This window comes from Caulobacter sp. NIBR1757 (genome assembly GCF_027912495.1).
In the GTDB taxonomy this organism is placed as follows: domain Bacteria; phylum Pseudomonadota; class Alphaproteobacteria; order Caulobacterales; family Caulobacteraceae; genus Caulobacter.
On sequence record NZ_CP115463.1, the window covers coordinates 3296799 to 3322921 of the forward strand.

Annotated in this window: 17 protein-coding genes and 2 tRNA genes; 8 read left to right on the top strand and 11 right to left on the bottom strand. The window is 67.5% G+C overall.

What is annotated here, in order from left to right; genetic code table 11:
* Positions 1–15: 15 nt before the first annotated feature.
* A complete protein-coding gene (locus tag O5I81_RS16060; RefSeq protein WP_271065870.1) occupies positions 16–1299 on the top strand; it encodes a hypothetical protein in 1284 nt (427 codons plus the stop codon).
* Here O5I81_RS16060 and O5I81_RS16065 read toward each other — a convergent pair whose 3' ends face one another.
* The 3 genes from O5I81_RS16065 to O5I81_RS16075 all read right to left on the bottom strand — a co-directional run bounded on the left by O5I81_RS16065 (position 1300) and on the right by O5I81_RS16075 (position 4764).
* Positions 1300–3822 (bottom strand): CHASE3 domain-containing protein, encoded by a 2523-nt coding sequence (locus O5I81_RS16065; RefSeq protein WP_271065871.1) that lies wholly within the window; start codon positions 3820–3822, stop codon positions 1300–1302. It abuts the gene before it with no gap.
* Between the two features lie 96 nt (positions 3823–3918).
* On the bottom strand, positions 3919–4626 hold the full coding sequence (locus tag O5I81_RS16070; RefSeq protein WP_271065872.1) for a GH25 family lysozyme: 708 nt from the start codon (positions 4624–4626) through the stop codon (positions 3919–3921).
* A gap of 64 nt (positions 4627–4690) precedes the next feature.
* Positions 4691–4764, bottom strand: a tRNA-Gln gene (locus O5I81_RS16075).
* Positions 4765–4896: 132 nt separating this feature from the next.
* Between O5I81_RS16075 and O5I81_RS16080 the strand changes: the two genes are divergently transcribed.
* Together O5I81_RS16080 and sppA are read left to right on the top strand one after the other, a co-directional pair.
* Positions 4897–4973: transfer RNA gene (locus tag O5I81_RS16080), tRNA-Pro, on the top strand.
* Positions 4974–5146: 173 nt separating this feature from the next.
* Positions 5147–6928, top strand: coding sequence for a signal peptide peptidase SppA (gene sppA / locus O5I81_RS16085; RefSeq protein ID WP_271065873.1), 1782 nt, complete (start codon positions 5147–5149; stop codon positions 6926–6928).
* Positions 6929–7377: 449 nt separating this feature from the next.
* Here the strand turns inward: sppA and O5I81_RS16090 are convergent, their stop codons facing one another.
* Positions 7378–10395 (bottom strand): TonB-dependent receptor, encoded by a 3018-nt coding sequence (locus O5I81_RS16090; protein ID WP_271065874.1) that lies wholly within the window; start codon positions 10393–10395, stop codon positions 7378–7380.
* Between the two features lie 362 nt (positions 10396–10757).
* Here O5I81_RS16090 and O5I81_RS16095 point away from each other — a divergent pair, with 362 nt between their 5' ends.
* Positions 10758–12776: a prolyl oligopeptidase family serine peptidase gene (locus O5I81_RS16095; RefSeq protein ID WP_271065875.1), complete on the top strand. Its 2019-nt coding sequence runs from the start codon at positions 10758–10760 to the stop codon at positions 12774–12776.
* Between the two features lie 145 nt (positions 12777–12921).
* Here O5I81_RS16095 and O5I81_RS16100 read toward each other — a convergent pair whose 3' ends face one another.
* The 3 genes from O5I81_RS16100 to O5I81_RS16110 form a co-directional block, all read right to left on the bottom strand.
* Positions 12922–14394: a sulfotransferase gene (locus O5I81_RS16100; RefSeq protein WP_271065876.1), complete on the bottom strand. Its 1473-nt coding sequence runs from the start codon at positions 14392–14394 to the stop codon at positions 12922–12924.
* 117 nt (positions 14395–14511) lie between these two features.
* Complete coding sequence (locus tag O5I81_RS16105; protein ID WP_271065877.1) at positions 14512–17415, bottom strand: TonB-dependent receptor; 2904 nt, start codon at positions 17413–17415, stop codon at positions 14512–14514.
* A 363-nt stretch (positions 17416–17778) separates the two neighbouring features.
* A complete protein-coding gene (locus O5I81_RS16110; protein WP_271065878.1) occupies positions 17779–19452 on the bottom strand; it encodes a peptide ABC transporter substrate-binding protein in 1674 nt (557 codons plus the stop codon).
* Positions 19453–19489: 37 nt separating this feature from the next.
* Here O5I81_RS16110 and O5I81_RS16115 point away from each other — a divergent pair, with 37 nt between their 5' ends.
* A complete protein-coding gene (locus tag O5I81_RS16115; protein ID WP_271065879.1) occupies positions 19490–19990 on the top strand; it encodes a hypothetical protein in 501 nt (166 codons plus the stop codon).
* Positions 19991–19994: 4 nt separating this feature from the next.
* On the opposite strand, the gene O5I81_RS16120 is transcribed toward O5I81_RS16115, so the two are convergent.
* Both O5I81_RS16120 and O5I81_RS16125 read right to left on the bottom strand, forming a co-directional pair.
* Positions 19995–20897 carry an ABC transporter permease subunit gene (locus O5I81_RS16120; protein WP_271065880.1) on the bottom strand — a complete coding sequence of 301 codons (903 nt, stop codon included), beginning with the start codon at positions 20895–20897 and terminating at the stop codon, positions 19995–19997.
* Positions 20894–21841, bottom strand: coding sequence for an ABC transporter permease subunit (locus O5I81_RS16125; protein ID WP_271065881.1), 948 nt, complete (start codon positions 21839–21841; stop codon positions 20894–20896). Before O5I81_RS16125 ends, O5I81_RS16120 begins: the two co-directional genes overlap by 4 nt.
* A 185-nt stretch (positions 21842–22026) precedes the next feature.
* Between O5I81_RS16125 and O5I81_RS16130 the strand changes: the two genes are divergently transcribed.
* Positions 22027–22437 (top strand): TIGR01244 family sulfur transferase, encoded by a 411-nt coding sequence (locus O5I81_RS16130; RefSeq protein ID WP_271065882.1) that lies wholly within the window; start codon positions 22027–22029, stop codon positions 22435–22437.
* Here the strand turns inward: O5I81_RS16130 and O5I81_RS16135 are convergent.
* Together O5I81_RS16135 and O5I81_RS16140 are read right to left on the bottom strand one after the other, a co-directional pair.
* Positions 22434–23879 (bottom strand): tetratricopeptide repeat-containing sulfotransferase family protein, encoded by a 1446-nt coding sequence (locus O5I81_RS16135; protein ID WP_271065883.1) that lies wholly within the window; start codon positions 23877–23879, stop codon positions 22434–22436. The genes O5I81_RS16130 and O5I81_RS16135 overlap by 4 nt on opposite strands.
* A gap of 38 nt (positions 23880–23917) precedes the next feature.
* Positions 23918–24067, bottom strand: coding sequence for a hypothetical protein (locus tag O5I81_RS16140; protein ID WP_271065884.1), 150 nt, complete (start codon positions 24065–24067; stop codon positions 23918–23920).
* 140 nt (positions 24068–24207) lie between these two features.
* On the opposite strand from O5I81_RS16140, the gene O5I81_RS16145 reads away from it, so the two are divergent.
* Positions 24208–25140: a hypothetical protein gene (locus O5I81_RS16145; protein ID WP_271065885.1), complete on the top strand. Its 933-nt coding sequence runs from the start codon at positions 24208–24210 to the stop codon at positions 25138–25140.
* Positions 25137–26036 carry an MBL fold metallo-hydrolase gene (locus tag O5I81_RS16150; RefSeq protein ID WP_271065886.1) on the top strand — a complete coding sequence of 300 codons (900 nt, stop codon included), beginning with the start codon at positions 25137–25139 and terminating at the stop codon, positions 26034–26036. Before O5I81_RS16145 ends, O5I81_RS16150 begins: the two co-directional genes overlap by 4 nt.
* The last annotated feature ends 87 nt before the right edge of the window (positions 26037–26123 follow it).

The window sequence follows — 26123 nt, forward strand, 5'->3', positions numbered from 1 at the left end:
CAAGGAGGAGGTCCCATGACCTCGAACACCAAACGGGCGCTGCTCGGCGGGGCGGCCATTCTGGCTGCCGCCGGCCTCGCCCTGCCCGCCTTTGCCCAGACCGAACCCGACCACGCCAACATGGACCATGGGGAGATGGCCACGATGGGCATGCAGAGCCCCTACGGGCCCTGGCCCATGGCCCGCGACGCCAGCGGCACCAGCTGGCAACCCGAGGCCGCGGGACACGGCGGCGTCCATTCCAGCCTGGGCGACTGGATGGTGATGAGCCACGTCCTGCTCAACGCCGTCTATAGCGACCAGTCGGGGCCGCGCGGCGACGACAAGGGCTTCATCGCCGGCATGGTCATGGCCTCGGCCAGCCGGGAGGTCGGCAATACGACTGTCCAGTTCCGCGCCATGCTCAGCCCCGACCCGTTGATGGGCGAGGAGGGCTATCCGCTGCTGCTGGCGGCCGGCGAGAGCGCCGACGGAGTCGAGCCCCTGGTCGATCGGCAACATCCCCATGACCTGTTCATGGAGCTGTCGGCCAGCGTCTCCTTCCGCCTGGACGGCGACCAGAGCCTCTTCCTCTACGGCGGCCTGCCCGGCGAGCCGGCCTTTGGCCCGCCGGCCTTCATGCACCGCCCGGCCGCCATGGACAGCCCCGAGGCGCCGATCAGCCACCACTGGCTGGACAGCACCCACATCACCTTCGGCGTCCTCACCGCCGGCTACGCCAACGGGCCGTTCAAGGTCGAGGCCTCGCGCTTCCGGGGCCGGGAACCGGATCAGGAGCGCTGGGACATCGAGACCGGCGATCTCGACTCCACCGCTGTCCGGTTCAGCTGGAACCCGACGGAAAACTGGGCCCTGCAGGCCAGCTGGGCCAACATCAAGAGTCCGGAGGCCCTGGAACCCGACCATGACGAGCGCCGGGTTTCCCTGAGCGCGCTCTACACACGGAATTTCGGAGACACCAAGGTTTCCGGGACCCTGGCCTGGGCCCGCAAGGACATCGTCCCCGGCGACACCTCCCAGGCCTGGCTGGTCGAGGGCGCCGTGCAGCCCGGCCCCTGGACGATCTTCACCCGCCTGGAGCAGGTGGATCAGTCGGAGCTGACTCTCGGCGTCCACCACGGGCCGCAATACACGGTCCGCAAGGCCTCGCTGGGCGTCATCCACGACTGGTGGGTGACGGACAACGTGCGGGTCGGCGTCGGCGGCCTGGTCAACGCCTACGATATCCCGGCGCCGCTCTCGGCCAGCTATGGCGACCCCGGCGGCGGCATGCTGTTCGTCCGCCTGAAGGTCGAGTGATCAGCCGATCCGGCCGATGACCCTGGCCAGGGCGGCGGCGTCGTAGGGCTTTGTCAGCCAGGCGGCGCCGCCGCCATCCTCGGGCTCCAGCTCGCCAGTGGCGAAGACGATGCGCAGATCGGGCCGCAGGGCCAGGGCCTTGGCCGCCAGGTCCCGGCCGTTCATGCCCGGCAGGCCGAGGTCGGTGAACAGCACATCGACCCGGCCGGCGCCTTCCAGCACCGCCAGGGCGCCCGGTCCGTCGCCGGCCGGCTCGACGGCATAGCCGAGGGCGGCGATCATCTCGGCGGCGGCTTCGCGGATCAGGGCGTCGTCCTCGACCAGCAGCACGGTCGGCCTGGCCCCGCCCAGCGCCTGCATGACCTTCCGGGCCAGGGCCTCTCGTCCGTAGGGCTTGGACAGCAGGTTGACGCCCTCGTCGAGGCGGCCGTGGTGGACGATGGCGTTCTCGGTGTAGCCGGAGGTGTAGAGCACCGGCAGGCCGGGGCGCAGCGTCTGGGCCCTGGCGGCGAAGTCGCGGGTCTTGATGGCGCCGGGCATGATGACGTCGGTGAACATCAGGTCGATGGCCGCATCGCCGTTCAGGATGGCCAGGGCGCTTTCAGGACCATCGGCCTGCAGGGCGCTGAACCCCATGTCGGTCAGCATGGCGACGGCGGCCTCGCGCACGGCCTGTTCGTCCTCGACGACGAGAATGGTCTGGCCCCGTCCAGCCGGCGCCGTCGCCTGGGTGGCTGTACGCTCGACGGCGGCCTTGCGGGTGCGCGGCAGGTAGAGCTTCACGGTCGTGCCCTGGCCTGGCTCGCTGTAGATCTTGATGTGGCCGCCGGACTGTTTGACGAAGCCGTAGACCATCGAGAGGCCGAGGCCCGTGCCCCTGCCCTCGCCCTTGGTCGAGAAGAAGGGTTCGAAGACACGGGCCAGGGTTTCGGGGCTCATGCCGGCGCCGCTGTCGGAGACCGCCAGCATCACGTACTGGCCTGCCTTCACGTCGGGCTCCTGGCGGGCGTAGTCGTCGTCGAGGGCGGCGTTGGCGACCTCCACCGTCAGGCGGCCGCCCCCGGGCATGGCGTCACGGGCGTTGATGGCCAGGTTCAGCAGAGCGCTCTCGACCTGGGCCGGGTCGGCCAGGGTGTTCCACAGGCCGCCGGCGATGACCGTCTCGACCTCGACCCCCTCGCCGATCGTTCGACGCATCAGCTCGGCCACCTCGCCGACCAGGCGGCCCAGGTTGATCGGCTGCGGCTCCAGCGGCTGGCGGCGGGCGAAGGCCAGCAGGCGACGGGTCAGGTCGGCGGCCCGCTCGGCCCCGTGGATGGCGTTGCGCAGGCGGCGCCGGGCCTTCTCGTCGGTGATGGCCGGCTCGATCAGCTCGAGGTTGGCGCGGATGACCTGCAGCAGGTTGTTGAAGTCGTGGGCGACGCCGCCGGTCAGCTGGCCGACCGCCTCCATGCGCTGGGCGCGGCGGAGTTGGCCCTCCTGGGCCTCGCGCTCGGTAACGTCGCGGGCCGAGCCGACGATGCGCTCGATGCGGCCGTCCTCACCGTGCACTGGCACCAGAACCGATTCCCAGATCCGCGTGACCCCTCCGGGGAACGGCAACTCGTCCCGTGTGGAGAGGGGCGCGCCCTTGTCGACGACCCGCTGGTAGTAGGCGCTGAGCGCCTTGGCGGCCGGGGCCGGGGCCAGCTGTTCGACCGTCTTGCCGCGCATGCGGTCGGCCTTCAGGCCGGTGGCGGCCTCGAGGGCCGGATTGAGGTCCTCCAGGGTGAAACGGCCGTCCTCGCCCACGCCGATGACGAAGACGTAGTCGGCGGTGTTGGCGAACACGGCGCTGTAGAGCGCGACGCTCTCGCGCTGGCCATGCTGGGCGGCATCACGAGCGGCCAGGGCCTGGCCCAGCTGATGGTTGGCGCGGCCGAGGCCGAAGATGGCCCAGGCCAGGCCGGCCAGGGCGATGGCGGCGAAGATCAGTCCGATCAGGAAGCTGAGCTGCTCCTCGGCGTCGGCCTGCTTCTGACGCTCGGCCAGCAGGCCCTTCTCGCTGGCGATCAGCTCTCCGACCAACTGGCGGATGCGGTCCATCTGGACCTTGCCACGGCCGGTCTCCAGGAGGTCCCGGGCGGCCTCCAGCCTGTTTTCGCGAACCATCCCGTTGGTGCGTTCGATGATCGCCATGCGCAACGTGAGCGCCCGTTCGATCTCCCGCGCCCTCGCCGACTGGTCAGGGTTGTCCCGCACCATGCGGCGCAGCCGCTCGCTCTCCGGCCCCAGCTTCTCGACGGCGGCCTCGAAGGGCTCCAGGTAGGTCTCGTCGCGGGTCAACAGAAAGCCCCGCTGGCCGTTCTCGGCGTCCTGCACCAGGGAGAAGACGCCCCGGGCCGCATCCAGCACCTCGAAGGTATGGCGCTCCCAATGGCGGCTCTCGCGAAGGGTGGTGACGTGGTTGAAGGCCATGTAGGCCGTCAGCCCGGCCAGAACGACGACCAGGGCGATGGGAATCAGCAGGATGCGGTTGCGCATCAAGGCTGGACGCCCCCGGTCTTCCCTGTGTCCAACGCTGCCTGACCCATCACTCGTCTCCGGCTCATGCCGGAATGGCTAACAGGTCCGATGGCGTTAATACAGCGCGCCACGCGCGAAGGCCTCGAAGGCGACCGCGTCGCCGGCGAAAACATTGAGATCGACCGGACCGGTGACGCCGTCCACCTCGCCGCGATTGTGGAACTGCCACAAGGTCCAGGGCCGGCCGCCGAACGGCGGCATGACGATCTTGCGCTTCCACAGGGGCCGGTCGGGCAAGGCGCCACCGTAGGCGCGGTGGAAATCGGGGGTGACATAGAGCACCGCCTGGCGGCCGTAGCGGGCCTCGACGAGGCCGAGGAAGGCGTCGAGCTCGCGGCGCAGGTCGGCGTGGGAGGGCATCGCCCCACAGTTGCCGCCGAACTCCAGGTCTACGGCCGGCGGCAGGGCGCCGGGCATGGCGGGGACGGCGGCCAGGAAGTTGCGGGCCTGGTCGGCGCCGGGCCGGCAGAAGGTGAAGAAGTGATAGGCCCCGACCTTGAGCCCCGCCGCCCGCGCCGCCCGCCAGTTGCCGGCGAACTCACGATCCCGGTGGTCGCCGCCCTCGCTGGCCTTGAGATAGGCGAAAGCGACATCGTCGGCGGCGACGGCCTGCCAGTCGATGTCGCCCTGGTGATGCGACACGTCGATGCCGCGCACGGGATAGCGGGACGGATCGGGCTCCCAGTCCCGAAAAGCGCGCCAGCCTGCAAAGGCGGCCAGAGGCAGGACGACAAGGGCCAGGACGAGGAGGAAGCGGACCATCCCCGGTACTTGCCGGCGCGGGCGTGCAGGGGCGCCGCATGGCTTGAAGGAGAGATGGAGGAGATGGCTGGGGAACTAGGACTCGAACCTAGAATGACGGTACCAAAAACCGCAGTGTTACCATTACACCATTCCCCAGCAGGAACGGCGCGAAGCCCGCTGGGCCCCGGCAAGGTGGGGGGAGATAGCGCAGGCGCACGGAGGATGCAACGGGTGTATTTCACGTGTTGCGGCGCGCGATGCGCTCCTCTATAAGCCCGCTCCTCAAGTCGGAGTGTGGCTCAGTCTGGTAGAGCACCGCGTTCGGGACGCGGGGGTCGCAGGTTCGAATCCTGCCACTCCGACCATTTTCCCCAAATCCAGGAATCGCCCACCCGTCCGGGGGGCAATCGGGACGCAACACCCCGAAAGCAAAGCGATTTGTTGCGTCGTCTTCATTTGACCGCAACGCGACACCAGTTAAGCGTGACGACAACGCTCGCGGCCTGACCGGGTCTGACCGCGCCGATTGGGGATTTTGATGAAGCAGTTCCTCCTGACCATCGCCGGGGTCTTCGTCGGCCTTTTCCTGTTCCTCTTCATCGTGCCGGTGATTCTGGTCGTCGGCCTGGTCGGGGCGGCCGCCAAGAACAGCGAGCCGGTAACCCCGGCCGCCGCCGTGCTGGAACTGGACCTGCGCACCGGCCTTACCGACCAGGATCCGCAGAACCCCTTCGCTGTCTTCGGCGGCGGCGGCCATTCGGTGATCGGCGTGGTCGAGAAGCTGCGGGCGGCCGAGAAGGACAGCAAGGTCAAGGGCGTGTTCGTGCGCCTGCCCGAGGGCGGCATGGCCCCGGCCGCGGCCGATGAGCTGCGCCAGGCCTTCATCCACTTCCGGGCCAGCGGCAAGCCGATGATGGCCCACAGCCAGGGCCTCTATCCCAGCGGCGCGGTGACCTCGACCTACATGCTGGCCGCCTCGACCGGCGACGTCTGGATGCAGCCGGGCGCCGCCTTCCAGGCCACCGGCATGGCGGTGGAAGACATGTTCTTCAAGCGCCTGTTCGACAAGTATGGCGTCAAGGCCGATTTCGAGCAGCGCAAGGAATACAAGAACGCGGTCAATCCCTACCTGCACGACGACTACACCCCGGCCCACAAGGAGGCGCAGCTGTCGTGGATGGGGTCGATCTATCGCACCAGCCTCGTCACCGCCGCGGCTGACCGGAAACTGGCCCCCGAGGCCGTGGTCGCCGCCATCGAGGGGGGCCCGTGGTCGGCCACCCAAGCCAGGGACCGCAAGCTGATCGACAACGTCGGCCAGGTGAAGGAAGCCTCCGACGCCCTGCTGGCCAAGGCCGGCAAGAACGCCAAACTGATCGACTTCGATGACTACACCGCCAGCCCAAGCACCAAGTCTGGCCAGACCATCGCGGTGATCGGGGCCGAGGGCGCCATCATGACCGGCGCCGGCGGCGGCGGAAATCCGTTCGGCGGCGACGAGACCGTCTGGTCGGACGAGGTGGCTAAAGCCATCTACGACGCGGCCGAGGACAAGACCGTCAAGGCCATCGTCTTCCGCGTTTCCTCGCCGGGCGGCTCTGACACCGCCTCCGAACAGATCCTGGCGGCCGTGCAGGCGGCCAGGAAGGCCGGCAAGCCGGTGGTGGTCAGCATGGGCACCTATGCGGCCTCCGGCGGCTACTGGATCAGCTCGCAGGCCGATTCGATCGTCGCCCAGCCCACCACCCTGACCGGCTCCATCGGCGTCTACGGCGGCAAGTTCGTGCTCGGCGACGCTCTGGGCCGGTTCGGCGTCGACGTGCGCGAGACCAGCGTCGGCGGCGACTACGCCGGGGCGTTCGGCACCGAACAGGGCTTCAATCAGGGCCAGAAGGCGGCTTTCTCGGGCTGGATGGACACCATCTACGAAGGCTTCGTCCACAGGGTGGCCACCGGCCGCAAGATGCCGGTGGAGAAGGTGCGTGAGCTGGCCAAGGGTCGGGTCTGGACCGGGGCGCAGGCCCGCCAGCTGGGCCTGGTCGATCGGCTGGGCGGCTTCTACGACGCCGTCGACGAAGCCAAGCGGCTGGCCGGCATCAAGGGCGAGGTGAAGCTCAAGGTCATGGGCGGGCCCAAGTCGCCGTTCGAGGCGCTGGAAAAGATGTTTGGCGTCAGCTCGGCGTCGATCAAGACCCTCGCGGCCGCCGCCTGGGTGTTCGGCGACCCGCGCGCCGAGGCGATCATGGACGAGATGGCCCAGAGCCGGCTGCGGGAACGCGGCGCCACAGTGATGGCCCCGAGCCCGCGCCTGGACCGCTAGCGGTTCCTGACCGGCCGGAAGACCGAAGGGCCCCGGAGCGATCCGGGGCCCTTTCTCATGGGCGCCAGCCGGGTCGCCTTGTCGAAGAGGCCTACCATTAGAGCCGGGAGCGTCGGGCGCCAGGAGCACCGATTGGGAAAGGACCGCCTTTTCCGTGACTTGCCGGTGGTTCGGGGGGCGGGGAATGTTGGTCTCAGCGTAGGCCGCGTGTAGCGGCCGGAGCGGGGTTTGTTGGCCTCCACGGGCGGCCTCGCCCCTACGCCCCGCCGCGCGCCGCCCTGGTCGGCCCCCGGGCCCCGGAAGGCATGATGAATATGTCTAGACATAATCCGCGGCGGTCCTGGCCAGGGCCCACCGCTCCGTCGGGGCTCGGGCCCGGCGCAAAAGGAAAGGCCGGCGAGGTTTCCCTCGCCGGCCCGCCTTGTAGATCGACCTGACGGTCGGAGGTTCTAGAAGCGCTTGGTGACGCTGAAGAACACCCGGCGGCCGCGCATGTCGTAGAGGTTCAGCGCGGCGGTGCCGGCGCGGAACTGGCCAGCGGACTGAGCCGGGGGCCGCTCGTCGAACACGTTCTGGATGCCGCTGGCGAACGTCCAGTCGTCCATCTTCTTGCGCACCGACAACGAGTGGTAGGCGGTGAACTCGTTGTACTGCTTGTAGTAGACGGTCGTGCCGTAACGGGTCGACGAGAAGACGTCGGAACCGAACTGGTCCGTATCCGACTGCTTGCCGATCATGTCCGTGTTCCAGAACACCGTCCAGTCACCACGGTCGAAGCGCAGCGACATGTTGCCGGTGAAGTCCGGTTCGGTCGTCGTACCATTGTAGTCTTCGGTCACGCCGCCCAGCAGGCTGGTGGTGTCCTTCGTCTGCCAGGTGAACTGGCTGTCGAAGGTCAGTCGGCCGAAGTCGAACTCGTGGGTGTAGCGGATCGTCAGATCGATACCCCGGTTCACCTGCTCAGCGATGTTCACATAGCTGTTGTTGACCGAAATGACCTCGTTCGGACGCAGCGCGGCGCCAGGTCCGTTCCGCGTGAAGAGCGAGCAGAACGGGCTGGTGAGCGTGCCGCCAGTCGTGCTCTCGGAGTAGCACTGGTTCAGGATGTTGGCCGAACCGAACTGACGCACTTCATCGCTGACCAGGAAGTCGAAGTATTCGACCGCCACCGACAGATCGATGAAGCTGGGGGTCCAGATCACACCGACCGTGTAGGCTTCGGAGGTTTCGGCATCGAGGATGCCGGCGCCGCCGCCGGTGATGACCAGAGCCGAGCTGCTGCCCGCGGCCGTGTAACCGACCGGAACGCCCGCCGCCGCACAGTTGGCCTGGATGTTCGGATTGGGATCGGTTTCGTAGGTGATGCAGGGGTCGATCGCGCCTTGGTTCGTGAACGACGTCTGGTTGGCCAGGTACAGCTCGTACAGCGCCGGGGCGCGGAAGGAGGTGCCCTTGGTGGCGCGGATGCGCCAGGCCGGCGTGATCTGCCAGTTCAGGCCCACCTTGTAGGTGTCGCCGTTACCGTAGGAGTCATACTCGGTGTAGCGGCCCGAGAGCTGCAGATCGAGGCTTTCGATGCCCGGCAGACCCTTCAGGATCGGCACTTCGAACTCGGCGAACACTTCGGTGACGGTGTCGTCGCCGAAGGTATGGCCGGCGGCCGAGGAGCCCCAGAAGTTACCAGCCTGCTCGTTGTCGTCCGGCGTGTCGTCGATCTCGTCCTTGCGGGCGGTGATACCGAAGGCGGCGCCGACCGGACCGGCAGGCAGGTTGAACAGGTCGCCCGAGAAGGACGCTTCAACCAGATCCTGCTTGTAGGTGGTGTTGCCGACGGCGTCGAAGGTCAGGAAGTCCAGCTCGGCCTGGGTGAAGTTGCCTTCCAGGATCCGCTGCGACGTCCAGTCGATGCCGTTCGGGAGGTCGGCGCAGTTGCCGCCCGAGATGGTGATTGCCGCCTGGTTACAACGGACGGCGCCGGTCAGCGCGACCGTGCGGTCGTTGTAGATCGAGTAGTTGTGGTACTCGGCGTCCGAGTCGCTGTGCTGGTAGAAGACGTCCCAGCTGAAGCGGCCGATATCGCCACGGATGCCGACCACGGTGCGCCAGTAGTTGACTTCCTGCGAGCGGTCCGAACGGAACGGGATCAGCGGCAGCAGGTTGGAGCCGGCCGGGTTGAAGTAGCCCGTCTGAGCCGCGACGCCGCCCTGGGCGACGGTCTTGAAGATGTCCGGGATCGCCGGGTTGCGCGGGTTGACCGACGGGAAGAACTGGCGGGCGCCGAACTGGGCCGACTCACGCTTGTTGAACAGGAACTCGCCGTAGAGCTCGAGGCTCGGCAGGATATCGAAACCACCCGAGGCGTAGAACGAGGTGTTCTTCACCGGGCTGAGGATCGACTGGCGGCCGTAGAGGTCGTCGTCGTAGTGCCCGTAGGGGAAGGTCTCGGGACGGTTGGCGCGGCCCTGGCGAGCCAGGTCGTAGGTCACGCCACCGAAGGTGATCGCCGCCGGGGCGTTGTTGCCGGCCGCGTTGAACGCCGGGTAGACCACGCCCGGATCCTTGTAGATCAGGTCGCCGAAGGCGTTGGTCGTGCGCAGAACGCGGGAGAACAGGCCGTAGCACTTGATCGCGTCGGGCGCTTCCTGGCTCGGGTCGGTGTTGGCGTAGTCAGCCCGCGGGCCGCCACGGCCGCCGATGCGGAGGTAGTCGGCCGCACAGGCGGTGTCGTCGCGCTGGCTACGACGCAGGATCTTGCTTTCCTGGTAGTTCAGCGAGGCGTTCAGGTAGCCACGGTCCCAGGTTTTGCCCCAGGCGATCGACCCACGGTACTGCTCGCCACCTTCTTCGAAGGGGACGTTGCCGTAGACGTTGAGTTCCAGGCCGTCGAGGTTCGACTTGGTGATGATGTTGATGACGCCGGCGACGGCGTCCGAACCGTAGATCGACGAGGCGCCGTCCTTCAGGATCTCGAAGCGCTCGACGATCGAGTTCGGGATGACGTTCAGGTCGACGGGGCCGACGGTGCCACGCGTACCGGCCGGGCCGACGCGCTTGCCGTTCAGCAGGACCAGGGTGCGGGTGGCGCCCAGGCCGCGGAGCGAGATGGTGTTGGCGCCGGGACCGCCGTCGGTCACGAAGCCGGTCAGCTGGTTGTTCACCTGGAACGAACCTGCGGCCACCGACGACTGCTGAAGGATTTCAGCGGTGTCGACCAGGCCTTCGAGCGAGGACTGCTCGGACGTGATCACCTGGATCGGAGCGGAGCTGTTGAACTCCGAGCGCTTGATGCGCGACCCGGTGATGACCAGCGCCGAAACGTCGGCCTCTTCCTCATCTTCGTCGTCCGCGGCGGGCGCGGCGGCGGGAGCCGCGGCCGGTTGGGCCATGGCGACAGTCGGAGCAACCAGCGCGGCGGCCGAGAGGCCAGCGATCAGAGTCGTTCCGAGCAAAAACTTGCGATCCAGCATTGTGAGCACTTTCCCCAGTAGCCCGATGATCCCCTCGGCCGCACAGGCGACCGATCGCGAAACACGAGATTCCGCGCGGTAACGCCGACACTAGGCAGCTTGGACGGGCCTGCCAACAATGATGACGGCATTGCGGCCATTCGTCATGAGGGCGTTACAATCTCGCCACAGTCCGCTCAGGGACCGCCGGTTTGCGACACATTGCGGCTCGCGCCCATGAGGGAAGATTGACTTGGCTCACCGGCATTTCAGGATAGATTGCCTCTCAAACGTGGTCGGATCGGGCGTGTAGCGTTCCTTTGGTGAAAAGGGACCGCATCATTCTCCTCCGGGGCGAGCGCCTTAATCCTTGGGGTTTCACCGTGAAATTGTCTTATCGAGTCTTGGGGGCCGTCGCGGCCGCCGTCCTAACCATCGGGGCCGCCGGCGCCGGTCTGGCCACCGCCCAGACGGCGCCCGCCACGCCGCCAACGGCCGAGGATTTCAGCCGCACCGCGGCCATCCGCCAGGTCACCATCTCGCCCGACGGCAAGCATATCGCCGCCATCCGCTCCGATGACGGCGTCCGCAGCGTGGTCTCGATCTGGTCGACGGCCGACATGAAGAAGCCGGCCACCAACATCGGCTGCGGCGATCGCGGCGATTGCCAGGGCGTGCAGTTCGTCAAGAACGATCGCATCGGCGTGGTCGTCCGCCAGCTGGTCACCGAAGGCACCGACAAGGACTACCGCTTCCGCCTGATGATCACCGATCTGGAAGGCAAGGACTGGAAGACCACCACCGGCGATTCCGACCAGGGCTCGAAAGAGGCCGCCAACGTGCTGGACCTGCTGCCGCGGGACCCCAAGAACATCCTGGTGATGACCCGCGAGGGGGCGTTCAAGCTGAACGTCTACACCGGCAACATGGCCAAGATCTACAACCGCTCGGACAAGTTCGGCGGCGAGCAGACCGACAACAACGGCGACATCCGCGCCCGCCAGACCGTCGACTATGAAGGCGGCCGCCTCTACGTCGCCCAGTACGTCCGCGACAAGTCGGGCAGCTGGAGCGAGCTGTTCCGTTACTTCGCGGCCGACCGCGAGCAGATGGACCTCATCGGCTTCACCGAAGATCCCAACATCGCCTACGTCCAGACCAACAAGGGCCGGGACAAGGCGGCGATCATTCTCTACGACATCGCCGCCCGCAAGCCGCTGGAAACCGCCTTCGAGATCAAGCTGTTCGATTCGACTGGCGTTCGCACCTCGAACGCGGCCAAGGACGTCGGCCGCCTGCTGGGCTTCAGCTACGCCGGGGCGAGCCAGGAAGACTACTGGGTCGATCCGCAGCTGGACGGCCTGCAGAAGGGCCTGCGCAAGGCGCTGGGAATCAAGACCACCAAGCTGGCCTGGGTCGATCCGGCCAGCGGCGACAAGGCCAACCTCTCGATCGCCGACGGCGCGGACGTCAAGCTCAACAGCTGGTCCGACGACTTCAAGTACGCCATCGTCGTCAAGACCGGCCCCAGCACCCCGGCTGAATACTACCTGCTGACCGACGGCGGTCAGCTGACCCTGCTCGGCAAGCAGCGCCCGTGGATGACCCCGGCCAAGCTTCAGGCCCTGGGCGCCACCAAGCTGATTCAGTACGCGGCCCGTGACGGCCTGATGGTGCCGGCCTTCCTGACCTCGCCGAACCCTGCGCTGTACGGCCCCGGCCCCTACCCGACCATCGTTACGCCGCACGGCGGCCCCTGGGCCCGCGACTACCTGACCTGGGACGGTTCGGGCTGGACGCAGTACTTCGCCTCGCGCGGCTATGCCGTGCTGCAGCCGCAGTACCGCGGTTCGGACGGCTGGGGCCAGAAGCTGTGGCGCGCCGGCGACAACGAATGGGGCCAGAAGATGCAGGACGACATGGACGACGGGGTGAAATACCTGATCGCCCAGAAGATCGCCGCCCCGGATCGCGTCGCCATGCACGGCTACAGCTACGGCGGCTACGCGGCCATGGCGGCCGCGGTTCGTCCCAACAACATCTATCAGTGCTCCGTCGCCGGCGCAGGCGTCGCCGAACTGGATCAGTTCCGCGAACGCCTGAACCAGGGCTACCTGAAAGAGGCGCAACGGCCGACCATCGGCGGCCTCCAGCCGCTGGATCACGCCGGCGAACTGGCGATCCCGATCTTCCTCTATCACGGGGAACTGGACATCACCGTGCCGATCACCCAGTCCCAACGCTTCGTCGCCGCCGCCAAGCGGTCCGGCAAGCCGGTCAAGTTCCTGGAGCTCAAGAACATGGGCCACCAGTCGAACAAGTGGGAGCCGGGCCAGGTCGGCCAGGTGCTCAACGCCATCGACACCTACCTGCGCACCGAGTGCGGCCCGGGCGGCCTCTAGGCCCGGTTCACCTCATGAAGACCGAAAGGGCGGGGAGCAATCCCCGCCCTTTCTCTTTGGGGGGAAGGAAACGGGGACACATTGAATTGCCGCGTGCAGTGGCGCTGACGCTCGCTCCGTCGGGGCGCGGCAATTCAGTGTGTCCTTAGGGCTCCAGGCCCGCCTCGCGCAGGATCTTCAGAGCCGGTTCGAAACCCGGGCCGTAGCGGCGCCACAGGCCGATGCTGCGGTCGTGCAGCGGCTCGCGGACCTGCACGGCCGAGGCGGTCGAGACGCCGGCCGTATTGCGATGGAAGTCGAGGCAGGCCGGGTCCCAGGCGAGGCCGCAGAAATCGAGGACGCCGCGAATCTGCCGTTCCGGGTCGGCGACCAGGGCCTCGTAGTCAATGACCCGGTAGCGATCGGGCGGCAGCAGGCGCTCCCAGGCGGCGCTGAGCGCCTCCAGGCCGGCGACGTAGCGGGCGGTGTCTTCCAGATCGTAGGCGTAGTCGTGGAAAACCGAGCCCGAGGCGAAGAACTGGCGATAGTTGCCCAGCACGGTGTCGGCCGGACGGCGGCGCATGCGCAGGATGCGGGCGCCCGGCAGGGCCCGTGAGATCAGGCCGGCGAAGATCAGGTTGAACGGCCGCTTGTCGGTGAAGCGCGGCGTCGTCCCGGCCAGGGAGGCCGCCGCCTCCAGATAGGTCTTGCCGACCATCGCCGCCGGAGCGCCGGCGGTGCGCAGCATGATCTCGGCGCTGGGGCTGCGTTCGACCTGCAGGCCGGCGATGCGCAGGGCCAGCAACGGCATGGCGCGCAATTCCCCCGCCGAGGTGACCTGTCGGTGACTGGAGAGGATGCGGTCCAGCAGGGTGGTGCCCGAGCGCGGCGGACCGACGACAAAGATCGGGGCGTCGGACGGATCGCCCTGCCCGGTCGGCCCCCGGGACCAGGCGACCGGCGCCGCCTCGAAGGCGGCGACGGCGGCGGCGACGTCGAAACGGCGGGCGCGGCGGCGGGGGGCCTTGGCGCGGGTCAGGATGGCGAGGGCGGCCGGCGCGTCGCCGAGCGTCTCCTGGGCGCGCGCCAGGGCGTGGCCGAAGCCGAGGCTGCGCTCCTCGTCGCCGGCGGCCCCGGCCAGCAGGCGCTCGAGGGCGGCGACATCGCCCGCCGTCGGCCGCCAGCCGGGCAGGCCGGACAGACTGAACCAGGCCTTGTCGTCGGCGGGCGCCAGGGCCAGCGTCCGGCGAAGCGCCGCTTCAGCCTCGGCGAACTGGCCCGCATGCTGGGCGCCCCAGGCCAGATTCCTGAGGATGGCGGCATCCCTGGGCGCCAGGGCGGCCGCCCGGCGGAACAGGGCCAGGGCCTCGTCGAAGTCGGCTGTGCGGTTGAGGATGTGACCCAGACGGTCGAGGGATTTGGCGTCAATGCCGGGGAGGTCCCGCGCCGCCCGGGCGCCGGATCGGGCCCCGTCGATGTCGCCCCAGGTCAGCCGCTCGAGGGCCAGGCGCGCGGCCAGGGCCGGATCGCGGGGACTGAGTATGACCGCCTGCTCGAAGGCGCGGATGGCGCCGGCATGGTCGCGGCGGGCGCTGGCCGCCATGCCCTCGTCCCGCCACTGCTCCGCTGAACCGCTCATGGCCCGTTCCTCGCCGGTCGGACGCGGGCCCGTCAAGCCCCGCGGGAGAGCACCCAAACGAAAGGCGGCGGACCTTTTGGGTCCGCCGCCTCCGTTACTCAGATCAACCTGGGTTGCTTAGAAGTCCAGGGTGAAGCCCACGAACACGTAGCGGCCCAGGGCATCGTAGGTCTGCGGGTAGGTGTTACCGTTGCCGGTGGTGCCCACGCTGCGCGAGATCGGCGGATCGTTGTCGAGAACGTTGTTCACACCGACGCGGAAGGAGGCGCTGTCGGTCGCCTTCCACGAAGCGAACAGGTCGAAGTAGTTCTCGGCGTCGAAGGTGCCGTCCAGCGGACGGTCGCCGGTTTCCAGCTCGACTTCGCCGATGTAGCGCCAGGTGCCGGAGATATCGACGCCCCACGGGGTGTCGTAGGACACCCGGAAGCGGTGACGCCATTCCGGAGCCGGAACGCCGCAGCTCGGACCGAACTTGCCGAGGCAGTCGCCGTTGTTGGCCGAGTTCAGATCCTTCAGCAGGGTGCCGACGAAGTTGAAGCTCAGGCCACCCGCGTCGCCGAGGTCGTAGGAGTAGTTGCCGACGAAGTCGTAGCCTTGGGTTTCAAGGAAGCCGACGTTGATGTTGAAGTCTTCAACGGAGCTGCCGTTCGTCCACAGGTTGCCCAGGGCGTTACGGTTGATGCGGGCGCAGGCGACCGGATCATTGTCTTCGTAGCAGGCGGCGACGGTGTTGGCCGCGCCGAAGGTGGTGATGATGTTGGTCACTTCAATGTTGAAGTAGTCGACCGACAGGGTGAAGCCCGGCAGGAAGGTCGGGGTGAAGACCACGCCGACGGTGTAGGTCTTGGCTTCTTCCGGCTCGAGGTTGGGGTTACCACCACCGAACAGGTTGTACTGGCCAGCCGGGCTGTCCAGCGAGGCCGCGCCGTATTGAGCGGGCGTCACGCCGGTCGCCTGGCACTGGGCCAGGGTGGCGGTCATGGCCGGACCGCAGGGATCCTCGTCCATGTCGAACAGGCCAAGGCCCTGGGCCGTGAACAGTTCGATCACGTTCGGGGCGCGGACGGCCTTCTGGTAGCTGGCGCGGAAGCGGAAGTCTTCCATCGGGGCCCAGTCACCGGCGATCTTGTAGGTGTCGGTGTTGACGCCCGTGCCGTAGTCCGAGAAGCGGTAGGCGAACTCGGCCGACAGCAGCTTGGCGCCCGGCATGTCCTCGATCAGCGGAACCCGCAGTTCGGCGAAGAGGTCGTAGACCTCGGTCGCGCCGCTGAGGCCGATGGTCGGGCCACCCTGGCCGGCGAGGTCGCCGGTCGCGAAGGCGTTGTCGGTGTCGGAGGTCAGTTGGTCGCGGCGGTATTCCGCACCGAACGCCACTTGCACGCCGTTGGTGGTCCAGGGCGTCTTGACGCCGTAAGAGCCGAGATCGCCGGCCACCGAGGCGGTGACAACCTGCTGCGTGGTCGCGGCGCGCTGGATACCCGGCACTTGCAGGTAGTCCAGGGCTTCGTCGGTCACGCCGCCGAGGGTGAAGATGTTGTACGGGACGCAGTTCGGGTCCGTACCATCAACCACCGAACGACAGGTCGGGGTGCCGCCGACCGAGACGACGTCCAGGGCGCGGTTCAGACGCGTGACCGAGAAGTCGTTGCGGTAGATGCGCGACAGCTGGACGCGGCTGTAGATGCCGGACAGGTCGTAGGACCAGTTGTCGTCGAACTGGCCGCGAACGCCGAGAACGGCGCGGTACGACTGGTAGCGCAGGTCGTCCTGACGACCGCCGCCTTCGACGTTACGACGACCGATGTAGAGGTCTTCGTCGGTGTCGGCGGCGATTTCGGCGGCGTCACAACCGATGGCGCCCGACTGTTGGGCCGACAGCAGCGGGTTCCCACAGTTGATGGTGCCGGTGCTGAAGAAGTTACCCGACGGCGCGATCTGGGCGACCGTGCTGTAGTCGGTGAACATCAGCTGGGTGAAGACTTCGGCGTGGTCGTTCACTTCATAACGGCCAACGGCGCCGAGCGAGTAACGCTCGTCGGGGCGCTGGTAGAAGTTGATTGGGCCGAAGTTGTAGGCGTTGACGTTGGCGTCGTAGTTCACGAACGTGCTGCCAGCGCCGACCGTGTAGGCGAAGGTCGAGAAGTCGGTGAACTGACCCGGGAACGAGGTGCCCGAACCACCGCAGGTGAAGGTCTTCGGACGCACGGCGGCGGGAGCGCCAACCGTACAGGCCGAGAAGTCGCGGTCGGCCTGCATCACTTCGTCGTTGTTACGGTAGGTGACGTAGGCGGTCACGTTGCCCTTGTCGTCCGGCGAGGAGACGCCGAGCAGGACGGAGACTTCCTTGCCGTAGCCGTCCATGACGTTGTCGTCGGGCAGCTTGAAGTTATCTTCGTTGGTCAGACCGCGACGGGCGACTTCCTCACGGATGTTGCCGGGGCCGTCGTAGTCGTTGTGGTGCTGGTAGAAGCTGTACTGGCCGGAGACCTGAACGCCTTCGAAGTCCTTCTTCATGATGAAGTTGACGACGCCGGCGATGGCGTCCGAACCGTAGACGGCCGAGGCGCCGCCGGTCAGGACTTCAACGCGCTCGACGAGAGCGGCCGGGATCTGGTTGAGGTCGGCGGCCGGATCGTTCGGCGAGCCGTAGGGCATGCGGCGACCGTCGACCAGCACCAGGGTGCGGACCGAGCCGAGGCCGCGAAGGTCGACCGTGGCGGTGCCGGAGGCGCCGTTCGAAACCGTCGAGTTCTGCGCGGCGAAAGCCTGCGGCAGCTGGTTGACCAGGTCTTCGACCCGGGTCACGCCCTGGGTGGCGATATCTTCCGAGGTCACCTGGGTGATCGGGCTGGTGGTCACCAGGTTCGGCTGCGGGATACGCGAGCCGGTGATGAAGACGGCGTCAACATCGCCTTCCGCGTCCTGAGCGAAAGCCGGAGCGGCAGACGCCAGGGCGGCGAAAGCGGCGCCGCAGATCATCGTGGACGCCAGCAGGCGGCCGCGCGTGGTTTGAAGTTTCAACTTAGTCCCTCCGAGCCAGCACGCCGTTTTGTCGGTCGTGCTTCCCCTCAAAAGCATGAATTCGGGCCTCCCGGACGCACATGTGCGTCCGGTTACGCCAGCAATAGGCCCGGGCCAGAACAGCGGTCAACGCTCATTGCCGATCCGTAATGATATCGACGCCAGATTGTCGCATCCGCGCCACAGCCGCCGCGTAGGGGGGCGGGTTTGGCCGCAAACCGCCCTGTGGAAGGCAGAATCGCCCCGCTAACGCCGTTCGATCATGGCTGCGGAGCGGCGATTCCGGGGCGGCCGTTACAGGCCGAAGCCACAGCCACCGGCCCCGACCTCGACCGCGCCTCGCCCCGCGCGGGTCGGCCCGACTCAGCGGGCCCCTTTGACGCACATCCAGCGGGTGCGGTGGTGGTCGACCAGGTTGTCGACAAAACCGGTGATCCTGGGATTCACCAGGTTCTTGTTGATGTAGAAATAGAGCGGCGCGATCGGGGCGTCGTTGAGCATCATGGTCTCGGCCTCGCGCAGGTAGTCGGCGCGCCGGTCGGCGTCGGGCTCGTTGTCGGCCTTGGCCATCAGGGCGTCGTAGGCCGGATTGTTGTAATCGCCGTAGTTCTGCGGCCCGTAGTTGGACTTCTCCATGTCCAGGAAGCTGGTCGGGTCGTTGTAGTCGGCGATCCAGGCGGCGTCGGCGGCCTCGAAGTTGCGCACCCGGTAGTCGGCGTAGGAGACCTGACCTTCCTGCTGGGCGAGCGTTACCTGGACTCCGACTTCCTTCCAGTCGGACTGCAGGGCCGGAGTGAACTGCATGGGATCGGCGCTGTTGCGGTGCTTGAGCTCGAACTTCAGCGGGTTCTTCGGGCCATAGCCGGCGGCGGCCAGCAGTTCGCGGGCCTTCTCCTGGCGCTGCTTCAGCGGCCAGCTCGCCCAGTAGGGACCAGGGGATGCCTTGTAGTTGGCGACGCCGGGCGGAACCTTGGTGTTGGCCGGAAGTTGGCCGCCGCGCAGCAGCCCCTTGGCGATGAAATCGCGGTCGATGGCCATGGCCAGGGCCTGACGCACCCGCAGATCCTTGAAGGCCGGCACCTTGCTGTTCGGGCGCCGGTTGAAGGCGATGTAGGTGAGGCCGAGGTAGGTATTGGTGTGCACATAGCCCGGCATCTTCTGACGCAGGCGGGCGATGCGGTTGGAGGCGATGTCGGTGTTGATGTCCAGCTCGCCGCGCTCGACCCGCCGCTCGGCCGAGATGGCGTCGGTGGTCGGGTACCAGTAGACCTCGTCGACGCAGACGCTGGAGGCTTCCCAGAAGCGGGGATTCTTCACGGTGTGGACGCTGTCGCCCAGCTTCCAGTCCTTGAGGATGTAGGGGCCGTTGCTGACCAGGTTGCCCGGCTTGACCCACTGGTCGCCGAGCTTTTCGACGACGTGCCTGGGCACCGGATAAAGGACATGGTGGCGGGTCAGTTCCGGCAGGTAGGCGGCCGGGTGGTTGAGGGTGATCTCGACGGTCCGCGAATCGGGCGCGCGGACGCCCAGGGCCTCAAGCGGAGCCTTGCCGCTGTTCACCGCCTCGGCATTCTTGATCAGGAAGATCAGCGAGGCGTACTCGGACGCCGTGTCGGGATCGAGCACCCGGCGCAGGGAATAGACGAAGTCGTCGGCGGTGACCGGCAGGCCGTCGGACCACACCGCGTCACGCAGGTGGAAGGTCCAGACCAGGCCATCGGCGCTGACTTCCCAGCGCTCGGCCATGCCGGGAATGGTCGTGCCGTCGGCGGCCGACTGGGTCAGGCCGATGAACAGGTCGCTCTGGATGCGGTCCTCCCAGGTGCCGGTCGACTTGTGCGGATCGAGGGTGGCGGGCTCGGAGGTGTTGCCGATGGTCAGGCAGATCTTGCCCTGCGGACAGGGCGGGCGTGAGACCGGCTGTTCGCCGCAACCGGCCAGGGACAGGCCGGCCAGGACGACGCCGATGAGGAAGAGATTGCGGATCACGCTGGGTCGGCCTTCAATGGCGGCTGTTCTGGAGTCGGAGACGGTCATGACGCTACGCCCCACAAGCATGGGAAGAGGACTGGCTGTGGCCGGTCTGGTGATTCTGATGGCGGGCGGCGCCGTCGCCGCCGACAAGAAGGGCGAACGGGCCGGCGCCCTGAAGGCCGTCGTCGACTGCCGCGCCATCGCCGATCCGGGCGAACGCCTGGCCTGTTTCGACAAGGCCGCCGCGGCGCTGGACGCCGCCGAGGCCAAGGGCGATGTCGTCGTCGTCGATCGCGGCCAGATGCGCGAGGCCCGCAAGGCCGCCTTCGGCTTCAACTTCCAGATGCCCAGCTTCATGACCCAGGGCGAGAAGGAAGAGGAACTGACCCGGCTCGAAACCACCATCGCCTCCTCGCGGCTGAATGCGAGCGGCAAATGGGTGGTCAAGCTGGCCGACGGCGCGACCTGGACCCAGATCGACACCGAGAAGGTCCGCAAGCTGCCGGCCGGGGCGCCGGTCACCATCAAGGCCGCCAGCCTGGGCAGCTACATGCTCAGCGTGAAGGGCTACGGCTCGTTCCGGGCCAAACGCGAGAACTGACACCCTAGCGGTCCTTCGGGTCGATGGCGTCCCGAAGGCCGTCGCCGATGAAGTTGAAGGCCATCAGGGTCACCACCATGGTGATCGACGGGAAGGCCAGCAGCCAGGGCGCCATCTCCATGTCCTGCGTCCCGTTCGAGATCAGGGTGCCGAGGCTGGCCATAGGCGCCTGGACGCCCATGCCGAGGAAGCTGAGGAAACTCTCGGCGATGATGATCGCCGGGATGGTCAGCGTCACATAGACCACCACCGGACCCAGCAGGTTGGGCACAATGTGGCGGGCGATGATGTCGGCCGAGGTCAGGCCGGCGGCACGGGCCGCCTCGATGAATTCCTTCTGCTTCAGGCTCATCGTCTGGCCACGCACGATGCGGGCCATGGTCAGCCACTCGACCGCCCCGATAGCCAGGAAGATCAGGAAGATGTTCTTGCCGAAGGTGACCATCAGCAGGATGACGAAGAAGATGAAGGGCAGGCTGTAGAGCGTATCGACGATGCGCATCATCACCTCGTCGACCTTGCCGCCCAGGTATCCGGCGGTGGCCCCCCAGGCGACCCCGATGACCAGCGACACGGCGGTGGCGACGACGCCGATGCCGAGCGAGACGCCCAGCCCCGCGAACAGCCGGGCCAGCAGGTCGCGGCCGAGGGCGTCGGCTCCCAGCACATGGTTCGAGACCCCGGGCGCGGCCCAGACGTCGGTCTTGGTCACCATGTCATAGGGATAGGCGACGAACAGCGGGCCGATCAGCGAGACCAGCACCATGGTCGCCAGGACGATCATGCCGAACACGGCGGCCTTGTTGCGCAGCAGCCGGCGGCGGGCGTCGTCCCACAGGGAGCGACCCTTGACGGCCTTTTCGAGGAGCGCGGCGCGCTCGGGAGAGCCTGGGATGGAAATGCTCACGACAGCCTCACGCGGGGATCAAGCGCCGCGTACAGCATGTCGGCGATCAGGTTCAGGATGAGGATCAGGGCGGCGTAGAAGATGACCATGCCCATGACCACGGTGTAGTCGCGCTGCAGGGCGCTGATGACGAAGAACTTGCCCAGCCCGGGCAGCACGAAGATCTTCTCGACCACCAGCGAGCCGGTCAGTAGGCCGGCGCAGGCGGGCCCCAGATAGCTGACCAGCGGCAGGATGGCGGCGCGCAGGGCGTGCTTGCGCACGATCAGCCACTCCGGCAGCCCCTTGGCGCGGGCGGTGCGCACATAGTTGGAGCGCAGCACCTCGATCATCCCGGCCCGCACCAGCCGCGAGATGATGGCGATCTGCGGCAGGGCCAGGACGGTGACCGGCAGGATCATGTTCTTGAGGTTGGGAAAATCGATGCCCGCCACCTTGGTCCAGCCCCAGCCGGCCATCGGCAGCATGCCCAGCATCGAGCCGAACAGCAGGACGAGCAGCGGGGCGGTGACGAAGGTGGGAATACAGACCCCGAGGATGGCGATCCCCATGGTGGCGTAGTCGATGGACCTGTTCTGCCGCAGCGCCGCGATCACCCCCAGGAACACCCCGATGATCGAAGCCGCTATAATCGCCGAAAGCCCCAGCCAAAGGCTGACCTTGTAATTCTCGGCCAGGATCTGCAGCACGGTCTTGTCGCGGTATTTCAGCGATGGGCCGAAGTCGCCCCGGACCACGTCGCGCAGATACAGGCCGTACTGCACATAGAGCGGCCGGTCGAAGCCGTACTTGGCCTCCACCACCTTCTGCACCTCGGGGGTCATCTGACGTTCGTTGACGAACGGGCTGCCGGGCGCCGCCCGCATCATGAAGAAGGCCAGGGTGACGACGAGGAACATCGTCGGAATGGCGACCAGCAGGCGTCTGGACAGAAATCGGAGCATGACGGCCCTTAAGCTGGCGGAACGCGAGGTCCCGGAACGCAAACTCCGACGACAGACTTCAGTTCGACGACGGTGTCACGTTCCAAAAAATTCAGGTTTGCCGTCCGGCCCTGACCGCGCGGCGTTGATAAGTCGAGGTCTGGCGACGATGTTGTCAACCAGACCTCATTCAGGATGAACGCAGCATGACCGATATCCGCCAGGTGACTCCCGATTTCGCCGTCGCCCCGCAACTGGCGCCCGAAGATATGGCGGAAGCGGCCGCCCGCGGGTTCAAACTGGTGATCAACAACCGCCCCGACGGCGAGGCCCCCGATCAGCCGACCAGCGCCCAGATGGAAGCGGCGGTGCGCGCCGCCGGCATGGACTATGTCCACATCCCGGTGCGCGGCGGCCCGACGCCAGAGCAGGTCGATCTCAACCGCGAGGCCGTCGATGGCGCCGGCGGTCCGGTGCTGGCCTTCTGCCGCTCGGGCACCCGCTCGATCGTCACCTGGAGCGTCGGCCAGGCCCTGGCCGGCCGCCAGGACCGCCAGACCCTGGTCGATCAAGGCTCGGCGGCCGGATACGACCTGACGGCCGTGCTGCCGGGCTAAAGCAGCCCCTGCCCTTCCAGCCAGTCCCTGACCGGCCGAAGCTGGCGCTCATAGTTGCGCCACCGCCCCGAAGCCCGCTGATAGAGCGGCTCGCGCACCTGCCAGACGCTGGCGGTGCGGACGTTGCTGTCGGTCTGGTGAAAGGCCAGGCAGGCGTCGTCCCAGGCCAGATCGCAGTGGGCCAGGAGGCGTTCGGTGTGCGGCCGGGGGTCCTGGACGAAGGCGTCGTAATCGAGGTCGAGAATGTCGTTCGGCCACAGGGTTTTCCAGTGGGCGGTGAGGCGTCGCTCCTGGGCCAGGTAGTGGGCCGCGTCCATCAGGTCGGTGGCGTAGGGCATGGCCGCGCTGAGGTGGAGGAACCAGGCAGACAATACGTTGTCGAGCGGATGGCGGCGGGTGTGAACGATGCGGGCGTCCGGGAACAGGCGCTTGATCAGGCCGACGTGCAGGAAGTTGTCCGGCCGCTTGTCGGTCAGGACATCGGCGCCGGGGAACAGCCGTTCGATCTCGCCGAGATAGCGGCGGGCGAGCGGTTCCGGGTCGAGCCGCGACAGCGCCGCCGGGTAAGGCTGCAAGGCCTCGCCCACCAAGGTCGGCAGCAGGGTCAGTTCGCCGCCCGAGGTGACGCGCGGATGGCTGGCCAGCACCTGTTCGGCCAGGGTCGAGCCGGATCGGAACATGCCGAGGATGAAGATCGGCGGCGGCCGGGTTCCAGCCACCGGCGGGGCCGGCGGCCCGGCCTGCGAGAAGGCGGCGATCAGCCCATCGACCAGGGCCTCCTGGGCGCCGCGATCGTAGCGCGCCGGGGTCGCCGCGTTGGCGGCGGCATAGGCCTCGAAGGCCAGCTCATAAGCCCCGGCTCCGTCGAGCAGCTTGCCAAGCGCGAAGCCGAGGCCGGCGCGGTCCTGCGGGATCAGGCCTGGACGGGTCATGGCCCGGCGCAGGCGGCCTATCACCGGGTCGGCGGGATCGCTGACCGGGCGCAGCTGGGCGGCGCGGGCCAGGGCTTCGGGATGGTCGGGGTCCAGGGCCAACAGTTGGTCATAGGTGGCCAGGGCCTGCGCCTTGCGGCCCCGATCCTCATGCAGGTTGCCGAGGTTCAGCAGGGCCGGCTGGTAACGAGGGTTCAGCCTGAGGGCGGTCGCCAGTTCCTGCTCCGCCAGATCCGGCCGCCGCAGATCGTCGGCATAGATGACTCCGCGGTTGAGGTGAGCCTCCTCCGGCCCGCTAAGGCAGTGGGCCAGCGCCTGGTCGTAAGCGGCCAGGGCGTCGTCGAACCGCCGGGCGCGGCGGTACATCAGGGCCAGGTTGTACCAGCTGTCGGGCAGGGCCGGCCGTCGGGCCAGCAGCTGTTCGTAGGCGGTGATGGCTTCGGCGACGCGGCCGGCCCGGCGAAACGCGCCCGCCCGGGCGATCAGGGATTCGAGGTCGGCGTCGGCCATGGCCGCATTAAGGGCCAATCCCCGATCGCCTCAAGGGATCAGGTTCCGCCGAGCGTGACCTTGGCGGCCATGGCGCTGGGTTCCGGCTCGCAGGAGGCCAGCACCAGCTGCGCCGCGATGAGACAGAGGATCGCAAAGGCGACCCGCTGTAGCCGTTTTGAAACAAAGATCATCGCATCGAGAGCCATTTTACGCACCTTCCCACCAGTCTGGTGGTCCGCAGCGCAACTTCCGGGCCGATCACGCACGCCTCGCGGGCAAGTCGTTTGTCCGTGATGCGAATTACCTTAGTTATGTGGCCATGCGCTTCGGGGGCGCGGAGTAATTTATGGCTGGAGCATCCTGGGCGTCGGACTTTACCGTGTCCGGCGGACGGATCAGGGTTCACAAGACCGGCGCCGACCTGGCGCTGGACGGCGCCCTGCTGGCCGAAGGCGCCATCTGGTTCGCCTACTACGTGCCGGTTCGCCTGAAGGCCGCCTGGATGCAAGCGACCCGGCCCGGCCCCGCCGTCTGGTTCGCGCCCGACAAGCCCCGGCCCTGGTACCTGGTCTGGGCCGCCGCCGCCTGGGCCGGCGCGCGGATCGCCCGCACGCCGGACGAAGCCGTCGCCGGCTTCTATTTCGATGACAGCGCCATCGGCGCCCCGCCGAACACCGGCCCCGAACGGCGTTTCAACTGGCGCTGCACCGACGTCACCAAGAGCCATGTGGCCCGGGTGTTCGAACAGGCCTTCGGCTACCCCCTGATGATTGACCCGGCCACGGCCGAGGGCCCGCTGGTCGAAAAGGGCGAGGACAACGGCGTCCACGACGGCCGCATCGTCCAGGCCCCCTGCCCGGCCCTGCCCGGCAAGACCTATCAGAAGCTGATCGACAATACGGAAGGCTCGCTCGTCGCCGACCTGCGCACGCCTTGTGTCGGCGGCCGGCCGGCCTGCGTCTTCATCAAGCGCCGCCCCGTCGCCGACCGCTTCGCCAACCATAACAGCTCGACCACCCTGACCACCCCCGAGGCGGTATTCTCGCCGGCCGAGCTGGAGGCCATCTCGGCCTTCTGCGCCGGCATGGGGCTCGATTGGGGCGGGCTGGACATCCTTCGCGACAAGGACGGACGTCTCTATGTCGTGGACGTCAACAAGACCGACATGGGGCCGCCGATCGCCCTGCCGCTCAAGGACAAGCTGCACGCGACACGCTTGCTCGCGGACGCTTTCCTCAGTCTAATTAACCAAGACTCCGCAACGGACTCCGCCGCATGATTCCCTTCGTCAGAGAGATCGAGTTCGAGTACGGGGCCTGCGATCGCGTCTCGCCGCTGATCCGGCGCGTGGTCGCCCGTAACCCCGGCCCGTTCACCTACAAGGGCACCGGCACCTATATCGTCGGCGCCGGCGAGGTCGCCGTCATCGACCCCGGCCCCGACATGGACGACCATCTGGAAGCCATCCTGGCCGCCACGGCCGGCGAGCGGATCACCCACATCTTCGTCACCCACAACCATGCCGACCACTCGCCGCTGGCCCGGCCGCTGGCCGAGCGGACGGGGGCGACCATCTACGCCTGCGCCAACCAGGGCGTGCCGACCGAGTCGGAAGTGCGCATGGAGGCCGGCGACGACCGCAATTTCCGCCCCGACGTCGGCCTCTGCGACGGCGGCGTCATCCCGGGCGGCGACTGGACGCTGGAGGCCATCCCGACGCCAGGCCACACCTCCAACCACATCTGCTACGCCCTGCTGGAAGAGAACGCGCTGTTCAGCGGCGACCACATCATGGGCTGGTCGACGACGGTGATCAGCCCGCCGGACGGCGACATGGGCGACTATTTCCAGAGCCTGGAGACCATCAAGGCCCGCAACTTCTCGACCCTGTGGCCGACCCACGGCCCGCCGGTCACCGACCCCGCCCCCTTCGTCCAGGCCTACATCGACCACCGCCGGGCGCGGGAGAAGCAGATCCTCGCCGCCCTGGCCGCCGGCCACACGCGCATCAAGGCCATGGTGCCCGAGCTCTACAAGGACGTGGACTCGCGCCTGTATCCGGCCGCCGCCCATTCGGTGATGGCCCATATGGTTCAGATGGTCCGCGACGGCCGGCTGGTCACCGAGGGCGAGCCGACGCTGGATAGCGACTACCGGCTCAAAGAGGCGGTCTGACGCACGCTTGAACTCTCCGCCCTTCGGGCGGAGGACCGCTTTCGAGCCTTCAAGCGAGAAAGCAGGAGGCGGGCCCACCGGCGGTGG